10 protein-coding genes are annotated in these 9,232 nt (G+C 49.3%); 4 read left to right on the forward strand and 6 right to left on the reverse strand.

Features of this window, described 5'->3' with window-relative positions; translation table 11 throughout:
- Window positions 1-524 precede the first annotated feature (524 nt).
- Window positions 525-1,394, forward strand: coding sequence for a replication initiation protein (locus DYL59_RS30720; protein WP_272948909.1), 870 nt, complete (start codon window positions 525-527; stop codon window positions 1,392-1,394).
- Between the two features lie 1,432 nt (window positions 1,395-2,826).
- On the opposite strand, the gene DYL59_RS30735 is transcribed toward DYL59_RS30720, so the two are convergent.
- Window positions 2,827-3,078 (reverse strand): hypothetical protein, encoded by a 252-nt coding sequence (locus DYL59_RS30735; RefSeq protein ID WP_135292545.1) that lies wholly within the window; start codon window positions 3,076-3,078, stop codon window positions 2,827-2,829.
- A 495-nt stretch (window positions 3,079-3,573) separates the two neighbouring features.
- Here DYL59_RS30735 and DYL59_RS30740 point away from each other — a divergent pair, with 495 nt between their 5' ends.
- Window positions 3,574-3,957 carry a hypothetical protein gene (locus tag DYL59_RS30740; protein ID WP_135292546.1) on the forward strand — a complete coding sequence of 128 codons (384 nt, stop codon included), beginning with the start codon at window positions 3,574-3,576 and terminating at the stop codon, window positions 3,955-3,957.
- A 65-nt stretch (window positions 3,958-4,022) separates the two neighbouring features.
- On the opposite strand, the gene DYL59_RS30745 is transcribed toward DYL59_RS30740, so the two are convergent.
- The 5 genes from DYL59_RS30745 to DYL59_RS30765 all read right to left on the reverse strand — a co-directional run bounded on the left by DYL59_RS30745 (window position 4,023) and on the right by DYL59_RS30765 (window position 7,095).
- Window positions 4,023-4,298 carry a hypothetical protein gene (locus DYL59_RS30745; RefSeq protein WP_135292547.1) on the reverse strand — a complete coding sequence of 92 codons (276 nt, stop codon included), beginning with the start codon at window positions 4,296-4,298 and terminating at the stop codon, window positions 4,023-4,025.
- Window positions 4,285-4,932, reverse strand: coding sequence for an AAA family ATPase (locus DYL59_RS30750; protein WP_135292548.1), 648 nt, complete (start codon window positions 4,930-4,932; stop codon window positions 4,285-4,287). The genes DYL59_RS30745 and DYL59_RS30750 overlap by 14 nt, the downstream gene beginning before the upstream one ends.
- A 305-nt stretch (window positions 4,933-5,237) precedes the next feature.
- On the reverse strand, window positions 5,238-5,588 hold the full coding sequence (locus DYL59_RS30755) for a hypothetical protein (RefSeq protein WP_135292549.1): 351 nt from the start codon (window positions 5,586-5,588) through the stop codon (window positions 5,238-5,240).
- Window positions 5,589-5,621: 33 nt separating this feature from the next.
- Window positions 5,622-6,050: a hypothetical protein gene (locus tag DYL59_RS30760; protein WP_135292550.1), complete on the reverse strand. Its 429-nt coding sequence runs from the start codon at window positions 6,048-6,050 to the stop codon at window positions 5,622-5,624.
- 16 nt (window positions 6,051-6,066) lie between these two features.
- Window positions 6,067-7,095, reverse strand: a complete 1,029-nt coding sequence (locus tag DYL59_RS30765) for a hypothetical protein (RefSeq protein ID WP_135292551.1) — start codon at window positions 7,093-7,095, stop codon at window positions 6,067-6,069.
- A 232-nt stretch (window positions 7,096-7,327) separates the two neighbouring features.
- Here DYL59_RS30765 and DYL59_RS30770 point away from each other — a divergent pair, with 232 nt between their 5' ends.
- Both DYL59_RS30770 and DYL59_RS30775 read left to right on the forward strand, forming a co-directional pair.
- The gene (locus DYL59_RS30770) at window positions 7,328-7,699 is read left to right on the forward strand and encodes a plasmid mobilization protein (protein WP_135292552.1); all 372 of its coding nucleotides are present in this window, start codon (window positions 7,328-7,330) and stop codon (window positions 7,697-7,699) included.
- A partial coding sequence (locus DYL59_RS30775; RefSeq protein WP_135292553.1) for a relaxase family protein occupies window positions 7,692-9,232 on the forward strand: 1,541 nt, incomplete at its 3' end. The genes DYL59_RS30770 and DYL59_RS30775, both read left to right, overlap by 8 nt.

Consider the following 9,232-nt stretch of genomic DNA (forward strand, 5'->3'; position numbering starts at 1 on the left):
GGGTTATGTTCCGAGCTGGAAGCGAAACGGCCACGACCTCGACGGCGACGACAGCGGCCCTAGTCCCAGAGGACGTTAAATTTTTTCGTTCCAAAAACCTTGGAATTGCAGGGAAATCGAAAGGCAGACCATGAGATCAACACAGGAGTGTCTAGCGTAGCGCTTTAGATTTTTGCTATAACACTTGGATTGCTAAGCCAAAAATACGGGCCACGACGAGCCCCTTGGCAATCAGATTCGGAATCGAAGGAACAGATACAAAAAAGCCCCGCATATGCGAGGCCTAAAAATTCAAAAATGGCTCAGGGTCTTGCCTGCTCATTCTGTGGCGGAGCGCGCAGACAAGACCCCCGTAACCGAGATCAGTATATGCAGAATTCCTGCACGTTATCAAGACGGCTCCGCCACCGTCCAGCCTTCGGGCTGGGCAGGTGGTGGCCATGCAACAACTAGCATTCGATCTTTTCGCTGAGGATCGACTTCCACGTAAGCCCTACTGCTCAAACGATCTTGAGTCGGGACTGATGATTCGTCCGCTAGAGACAGCTCTAGCGATGCGGTACATACAGCCGAACAGACCAGGCATGCAAAGCTATCTGGCTTTTGACGTAGATCGCCCCGATGCCGGTGCAGCGTGGATCGACAGCAACGCACCACGCCCTAGCTTTGTCATCAAAAACCCTGAAAACGGACACGCACATTACCTGTACGTGTTAGAGAGCGCTGTCTGCACGACTAGCGCGGCCAGGCTTGCGCCATTGCGCTATCTAGAAGCTATCGAACGTGCAATTAGACACGAGCTCGATGCTGATGTGGGTTACTCCGGGCTGATTATCAAGAACCCAATCCATAAGCACTGGCAGACGATCATTAGCCACGCCGTGCCGTACTCGCTTGCAGATCTTGCTAGCCATTTAGACCTGACCACGAAGGCAGCAAACTGCGATGTGGTACGCGAATTTTCTGGGCTTGCTCGTAACTGCAATGTCTTCGACGGTCTGCGTTTTTGGGCCTACAAAGCTGTGACAGGCTACTGGCGTCCGAATGGCGAGTCTGCTTGGTTAGCTGCTGTGAAAGACCACGCACACTCTCTAAACCTGTTTGCAGAGCCACTGCCGTACAAGGAGGTCAATCAGATCGCCAAGAGCGTCGGCAAATGGGTGTGGAAGCGCTTTAGTCCACGCGAACGACAAGCACTGATTGAGCGTACCCATGCACCGGCCATACAGGCCGTCAGAGGCCAGAAGAAGGGCGCCAAGCGTCGAGACGAGTGGTTACCCAAGGTCGTCGAGATGAAGGCCTCAGGCATGTCTCAAGGGGCTATTGCACGCGAGACAGGTATCTCTCAGCAAACCATAGGCAACTGGCTAAAACGGGCCTCCACGGATATTTGACGAAACCCACAAAAAGCCTATATCAGATAGCAGCCCCGTAAGGGGCGCTTTTGCCTTTTCCTGGGTTGCACAGCCCATTCATTCCCAACCCCTTTGTTTCCGGGCTTGCCACTACCCACAAAAAGCCTATATCAGATAGCAGCCCCGTAAGGGGCGCTTTTGCCTTAGGTGTGCTACTCCAGCCCTTAGCATCAAGGGTTCTCCACATAGCTGTTAGTGCTCAAACAGAAAGAGAAAAACAGGCTGTATGCATTAGGAGTGCGAGTGCCACAGTTTTGACCTGGTGCATGCATCATCCTGTCAGATCGGTTGTGCCAGGCTGTTCGTCACGTTCCTTTTTAGACGTGTCACAATAGTGGCCTACCCGCATGGGATCTGCGCTGTTTCACGTTTAGGGACGAGTCGTCTTGTCATCACTGTCACCCCCCGTTCCTGTCCCGCTTTGCTATGCAAGCTTGGACAAAGAAACCATGGTTCCGCATCCACAGACGGGGCTTCTGAGCTATGGATACATCAACGAGTACACAAGTCGAAACCTGACCCTTCCCGGTGGTGAGATCTATCTCAAGGTCGGTAAGCACATTGGGGTGAACAAGGGATTTGGGGTTAATCATATCTGGACAGGTCACGGTCATGAGCTGCCCAGGTGGGGCTGCAAGACGATTCATGACATCCCCGCATTTGTCGCAGCGGTCATTACACCTGGTGCGCAAATCATGTGCGAGTTTTACGAGACTCCAGACGGTTATCGACTGACACTCGTTCGAGGTAGGAGGGGGTGTGTGATCTTGTCCCCACAACGGGACGCGGAGGATACGAATTATTATTCAGTCGTGACCGTGTTCAGGACGTACACGAACCGCACGGCCATGACCGTAGGCACGCTGAAAGCAAAAAAGGCGCCCTAAGGGCGCCTTTTTGTGCAATTTCTAGGGCTGGTAGTCGCAGCGCTCGCTTAGCACGTCCAGAAACGAATTCCTGAAAGGGGTCGAAAGCCAACCACTGTTGCCGGTTGCCGCTACCACAAGGCCGGCGAGCCTTGCACATCCACAGTATTGAGCCAATTTCGCCGTGATGCTCAATACCCCTGCTCTGTAAGAGCCCTGTCTACAATAATCGCCTTGCATAACAACTATGTCAATCAAATTTGATGAATGCGCGTGATTTTCCGGGGCTTTCTGTGACCCCGGATGACGTGCAGTGAGGTTCTCCAGGGCGTCAAAGCTCGATGGTCAGTTGCCTGACACCAGCAGCGACGCAGAAGCGCTCTAACGTGTCCAGGGAGCTCCACAGGCGCAACTCCTGGCGTGCACTGCGCACTGCTAGCCAGTCTTGCCCGATTCGGCATTGCAAAGCCCACGCAGGGCCCTCGCGAACGGCTCGTACCTCGCGCAGTCCACCTGTGCTCACGAGCAAGGCAATGGTTTTTTGATCAAGCGTCTGAGTCGGCATCGTTTGAAATCCAGTCTTCATAGGCGTTGTCCAGGCTTGCACTGTCAGTGTGTTTACCCTGGACGAGTTCAGCGGCGACCCATGCGAGCAGCTTCAAGCGTGGATACGGACATGCAATGTACGCATCGAGGCTGTCTGCCAGGTACTCGATGCGCTCAAGATCGTCCATAAGTGCATGCGGCTTGCTGATTACAATCTCATTTACTTCCTGTTGTTGGGCTGCTTGCTGCATCGGTCACTCCGTCCTGTGTGTGTGGTTGATGCGCACACACTATTACAGACCATAAGGTTCTGCAATGACATTTTACAGTATACTGTAGGCATACTCTATAGCAATTCGTTTTGCATAATACGGCAAAATGTAGGATTCAATTTAACAATAACTCCCTTATGCGAACTCCGCATGGCCTTTAGCCACTTCCTCTCCTCGTAGCCGCCGCTGCGCGGCAAATGCTCGCTGCGCTGCGCACGAGCCCCATGCAAAGCACAGCAAAGCAAAGTCGCCTGCCGGCGGCAGGCACCTGTCATCCGGCGGGCTTTGCCCACCTCCTGCCAGCTGCCTCCATATACCGATTATCAAAATACAGGCATGCTCACAGAATGTATGTCGGCATACCGATAGATTTTTGTTCCGCATGCCGATATATAAAATAAATGTATACCTTGTTGATTTTGTCGGTATGTTATTGTATTATGATTTTATGCAGACGACGAGGAGACTGCCAAAATGCAAATTCGTGAACGCTCAAAAATGACGCAGCTTGTACGCACAATCTACGACGAAACCAAAAAGCGCGGCGTCGAAAAAATGATCGGTAGCTTCCCCACGGGTAGCCTGAGCATTTCCCAGGATCTTGCTGATTTACTGACAGAGAAAGAGGCAGAGCAGCTAAAGGCGTTCTTCAAAGAGTGCTCTGATAAAGCAGATGAGAGAGACAAGGTATTTGCCTTGGAATATTGCGCGACAAGGCTTAAACGCTTTAGGGAAGCTTTGAGCACGTCCGATAAAGGGGCTTTAACAGTCGAGCAGGCTAACGATATGTGGGCCGAACTGGACGCTACCCGGAGTGCCCTGCGCAAGGCGGGATACGCCAAGCCAAAACCGGAATAACACGCAGCAAAAAGGGGCATGAAGCCCCTGTTATGAATTAATAATCATGATTTCATAATTATGAATTAATATCCTGCTTTTTCCAGAAGCTCGCGAATAATGCCGCTCACTGTCTTCTGTCCTGCCCCTCCACGTTTGTTCTTCATGGCTGCATCTTGAAGATTTTCAATCATGCTTGGCGGTAAGCTTATGCCAATTGCTTGTGATTTTTTATCTAGCTCTTGAGTTTTTTCTTTTGGCCTGCCGTAATCTTTTTCGGCTAATTCACTTGCAAGCTTTTCGATTTGATCGGGAGTCGCTTGTGCGCGTCCTGCCGCTGATTGACTCTTAAGCTTCACCATTGAACACCTCCCCTACCAGTGCGTAGACCTCATCAGCAGCGGCTTGATTGCCGACCTCGATCACAGATAGCCCCTCGGCGGCAGCGTCCTTGTATGCCTTTCTGTTGAAGCCGACAGCATCGAGAACCTGGAACTCCGGGAACTCCCCCAAATACCCGAGGAATTCCGACCTCTCTTTAGCTTTGACGCTCGCATTTGTTGACGCCATCGCGTGGTAGATCTGCACGACTAGGCCGGGATTAAGGTCGCGGATCTTGATCACCTGTTCTTGCAGTTCTTCAAGCGTATCGAGGTCAAACTGGGAGCACTGATGCGGAGCCAAGATTTTGTGTGCAACGGTCGCACCGGTGATCAGCTCCCGGCTGTTTCTACCGGCAACATCGACAATGACATACTCAAATTTTTCATCAAGGCTGCGCAGCGTCGATGCTATGTTGTCGCGCTTTTCTATGAGGGTGATAGACGGTTTTTTGTCTCCAACTTCACGCTCAGCGTGCCATTTTGCCGATGTTCGCTGTGGGTCTGCATCGACTAAGCAGACCTCTTTACCGCTCTTAGCAAGCGCTACAGCTATGTTCGTCGCGGTAGTGGTCTTGCTAGCCCCGCCTTTGTTACAGCCTACAATGACAATCATCAAGCCAACCTCAATGAGTTATGAATTCATTAATCATAATTCATAATTCATAAATGTCAAGAGAATATAACGACCCTGTTATCTATCGGTATATACCGATAGAAAAAACACAGATATGCCTATGATTTTCTGTCGGTATATACTGATTGTTTTATGTCAGTATGTTGTGGTAGATAAAAAGCCCGGCAGGGCCGGGCTGGGGAGTTCGCCTCTTTGCCGTTCCGCCGAAGGTGGGCGGCGGCTATGGCTCCAAGGCGCTCATGCGCATCCGCTGCGCGTGGCCACATCCATGCGGCCCATCCTGACTATCTCCAGCTCCTGGATCCGTGGCAGTTCGTATAGCAGTTGCTGTAGCAGCCCATAACTTTGCTTGGATCGTAGATGTTTAGAGTCGTCGAGTCGGCCCCTTCAATCGCAGCTACAAGCGTGCGCATGTCGATTTTCAGCGGCTTGTCATCGAGCTTCATTGCTACGGCCAGGCCCTCAATATTTGAGTGAACCAGGTACGACAGATCGTGCTTATCAAGCAGCGCCTTGGCTGCGTTTTTGGCATCAATCGACGCTTTAGACGACACCACGTTAACGCTCGCATTTGCGTGAGACATCGTCGACGCGGCGGCAATCACAGCCGAGGTTATGGCAAGGTTAAATTTCATAGCGGTGTTGCTCCTGGGCGAGAAGGGGAGGGGTTAGCGGCGTTCATACGCATCTTCTGTGTCACGCTTCCTGCGGGGCTTTCCGGGGGCTCTATCGTCGTCTGCTTCATTCCCTTTTCCACCTGACAAACCTCCAAATATCTTTTGAAGAATTTCTGCAATGAATTGCATGAATGCCTCAAGAAGGTTTTTTTCGACAACTATTCCTTTTCTATATTCTGGCTCGGAATCTCCGTTTTCAAAATCAATCACTTTACCGATTCTTGATTTAACAAGTGAGTTCCAGACCCTGTCTGTAACTTCGGGTTTTGAAACCAAAATAAACTCCCTGCTACTTGGGAAACCCTCAAGCTTTTCAACGCCTTCATTAAACTTGTCAGTTAATTCATCTTCCTTGATGTTTTCGTGTGCTTGTATAAGCGTAACTTTGTCTTGTTGTGACAATCTTTTAAAATCGCTCATTGTGTAGCCTCTCTTATTATTTTGATTCTTCTTTATTTACGGCCTGGAGCAATGCACTTTGCAATAGAGCTTCTTTACGTAAATCTGATTTGTATTGATCCATTGCTAGGGAAGTGGCTACTGCCTGAATTTCTGCTGATCTTCTCTGAGCTTCTGCCGGGGGCATGTAGAAATCAGCGCATGAATTAGTTACTTGACATAACCATTGCTCACTACCTAGTCGTGACCCGCTATATTTTGCGTACTGTTCTACTCGGCCAGGTTCGCGCTTGCCATCAATTAAAGTGCCGTGCGAAATAACTTGCAGGGTGTTTAGCGAGTCCCTTGCTTGTTCTCGCGCATTCTCACGCCTTATGTCTTCTAATATAGCTCTGTCGTGCTCAGGACTCCCAGGCTTGAGCTGTGCAACGTATGGCGTGCGTATGTGTATGTTTGCAGCAAGGTCGTTTTGCAGCTGCAAAGCCTTGTACTCATCAACGGTCAACGGCGAATCGGTAAACCAGAGTTTAGGGTCTATGCACTTTCCGCCCAGGGCATCGCATTTGGCCATGACTTCAATTGCAATCCTGTTGTTTTCAGCGTTGACGTCTTGCACGTCCGTAGCCTTGCTCGCAAATATCCCGCCACCCGTTGCAGTTGAGTACCTGCGTGCTCTATCCCTAGACAACTCTTCTGCCTGGACAACCTCAGAGCATGCAGCATCATTTAGCCCAGCAGATACAGCTAGAGTGCTGCAAGCGTCCTGGGCTGGCTGTGAGCGTTCTAATTGCTCCAGGTTCTGCCGTTCCTCTTTGCCTTTGTCGAGGCGCGCTGTGGCGTTCGCAAATCCGTTATTGATAGCGTCGACGCTCATTTCAGCTGTATTGCCGATTGCCTCCAATTGAGCTGCATTCAGTACAAAATTCTTACCTGCTTCCACTGTCCTGTTGAAATTATCGAAATATTTTTGTTTGAAAGAGGCTTCATCACTAACAAGCATGTCAGCAAAGGAAACTTGAGAAAGTACCAGCAAAATCAAGGAAACAGTGACTTTAGGCGCTCTCATAATTGACTTTCCTTTTTGTTATGTATGGTCACTATATATGTGTGCGCCGGAAAATAAAACTTGAAAGTGTGTGTGCTGAAGGCGTGGAATAAGAGCAAACAAGGCTCCTCACGAAGTTGTCTACGACAACTTCGTGCCTTGTCAAGGACTCTGTCCTTGAATCCTGCTGGGGTTCCCCCAGACCCCTAAGGTCAAAAGCAGAAAAAACCAACCACACTCAGAAGGTGGACATATGTCGAAAGTGAAAGAACGCGCCTGGGTGCAGCTACACACACTCATATCGAGCGCGACGAATGCTAAGGCCAGGCGCAACGCAAAGGCCGCAGGAATGAGCCTTAGCCGCTTTGTAGCGGCATTGATCGAAAGTGGTGAAGTGGTCACTGCAATAGACGACCTGCGGCCAGAGCTGCGTGAACTGAATGCGTGGTCTGGTCGGTTGAATTCCAATATAAACATGCTTGCCAGACACGCAAATAAGTACCGGCAAGATGCAAGATCAGACCTTATATTGATCAGGCTTAATGAACTTCGCGAAGACCTGCGGCTTATAACGAAAAAGGCAAATAGCTTGCAACCGAAAAGGGGGAAGCCGCGAAATGATTAATGGTCTATCTAAATACACCGCTAGCCCTAAGAAGGCCACAGATTATCTAACCCAGGATAAATACTTCAACGAGGAAGATAAGAAGTGGGAAGAAAGAGATCCTGCGCCGGTTGTTTTAGAGGGAGATCCTAAGTCATTTGTTCAAGCCTGTAACGGGCTTAATTTTAAAAATCGGTATACGTCTGGAGTATTAAGCTTTAGCCCTGAAGAAACAGCGCTTATCAATTCTACGCCGGGCCTTAAGGATGAAATATTGCAAGACTTCAAGGATTTTGCATTCGCTGGGATTGCGGATGATTGCCGTAATATGTTAGCCGTCGAACATACGCATACAGGGAGGTTAGAGATTCACTACGCGATTCCACGCGTTCACTTGGAAACTGGCAAGTATTGGAATCCTTTTGAGCCAAATTACGACGGCAAACGTGGAAAGGGCGCAGATAAAAAATTTCGCGAGCAAAACGACTATTATATAGATAGCGCATGTATTAAGTTTGGGCTTCAAAACCCTCGTGATTTATCTGTAGCAAGAGATATTAAAATCAGTAAGTTTGACAAGGAGTCAAGCACAAAGAAGGCTGTGCATAAGTTTGTCGCTGATTTGGTTATAAGCGGCCACATCAACTGTCGTGAGGATATTGAAGAGTATTTCAAGCAAGCAGGCGGAACCATAACAAGAAGTGCTGATGATTATATATCAGTAAAGTTTGCTGATGATCAAAAAGCCATGCGATTTAGGGGCGGTATATATGACAAAAGTCAATTTGGAGAATCTGCGTTCAGCACAAGGGATCTTTACGAGAAAGAAAAGCCTACAGCTGAACGAATTGGAGTCGAATTCGAAAGAGTCATTGAAGAAAGAACTCAGCGGGTTGAAAGTCGTTTCCGAGAAACAGAAAAATATGTTGATCGAGACGAAAGCAGCGATAAAGGAGTTGAAAGGGAAGGTTCAGAACTTGACGGAGAGTTTAGAGAATACACAGACTCAATTGATGCTGTCGACAAAGCAGCTGAGGATATTCCAGATCTTAAGTCTGGTATTGATGATTTTATTAGCAGTAATAGCGGCGCGATAGAAAGCTATCAGCAAGCAACTATTGGCTCAGGCGTTGAAGCTTCAGACGTTGCAATTGCGCAAACTGATGATCCAGTTGTTAGGTTTTTCCAGCAACAATTTAAAGCCCAGGCGCAGCGTCTGGAGCAACAAGCAATTGCAGCAGCTAAGCAAAGATGGGCAAATCATCAGCTACCACCAGGGCATGACAAACTGCTAGCTGATAGTGTCGGGTCAATATTTAAAGCAGTCCTGGGCACACGGACAGGCATTGATATTTATCGTCCTGGGCGCGCTTATACGCGCACGCAGCTGCACCAGGATGCTGCTAAGGCCACAGAATCAACACACGAACGCGCTGTGCTGCTTGAAGTTGACCGCAAAAAGATGATTCATGACGCTTTGGCGAGTGCGCAACAAAAGCACCAGGTCGAACAGATCGAGCAGGACGACCAGGCTGCTCGACAAAAGCAGGATGC

Origin of the sequence: Pseudomonas kairouanensis, assembly GCF_004682055.1 — a bacterium.
Classification (GTDB): Bacteria; Pseudomonadota; Gammaproteobacteria; order Pseudomonadales; family Pseudomonadaceae; genus Aquipseudomonas; species Aquipseudomonas kairouanensis.

What these genes read in the sequence shown, in the direction of transcription:
- DYL59_RS30750 (WP_135292548.1), bottom strand. Translation starts at nt 4,932, where the DNA reads ATGATTGTCATTGTAGGCTGTAACAAAGGCGGGGCTAGCAAGACCACT.
- DYL59_RS30745 (WP_135292547.1), bottom strand. Translation starts at nt 4,298, where the DNA reads ATGGTGAAGCTTAAGAGTCAATCAGCGGCAGGACGCGCACAAGCGACT.
- DYL59_RS30760 (WP_135292550.1), bottom strand. Translation starts at nt 6,050, where the DNA reads ATGAGCGATTTTAAAAGATTGTCACAACAAGACAAAGTTACGCTTATA.
- DYL59_RS30765 (WP_135292551.1), bottom strand. Translation starts at nt 7,095, where the DNA reads ATGAGAGCGCCTAAAGTCACTGTTTCCTTGATTTTGCTGGTACTTTCT.
- DYL59_RS30735 (WP_135292545.1), bottom strand. Translation starts at nt 3,078, where the DNA reads ATGCAGCAAGCAGCCCAACAACAGGAAGTAAATGAGATTGTAATCAGC.
- DYL59_RS30740 (WP_135292546.1), top strand. Translation starts at nt 3,574, where the DNA reads ATGCAAATTCGTGAACGCTCAAAAATGACGCAGCTTGTACGCACAATC.
- DYL59_RS30720 (WP_272948909.1), top strand. Translation starts at nt 525, where the DNA reads ATGATTCGTCCGCTAGAGACAGCTCTAGCGATGCGGTACATACAGCCG.
- DYL59_RS30770 (WP_135292552.1), top strand. Translation starts at nt 7,328, where the DNA reads ATGTCGAAAGTGAAAGAACGCGCCTGGGTGCAGCTACACACACTCATA.
- DYL59_RS30755 (WP_135292549.1), bottom strand. Translation starts at nt 5,588, where the DNA reads ATGAAATTTAACCTTGCCATAACCTCGGCTGTGATTGCCGCCGCGTCG.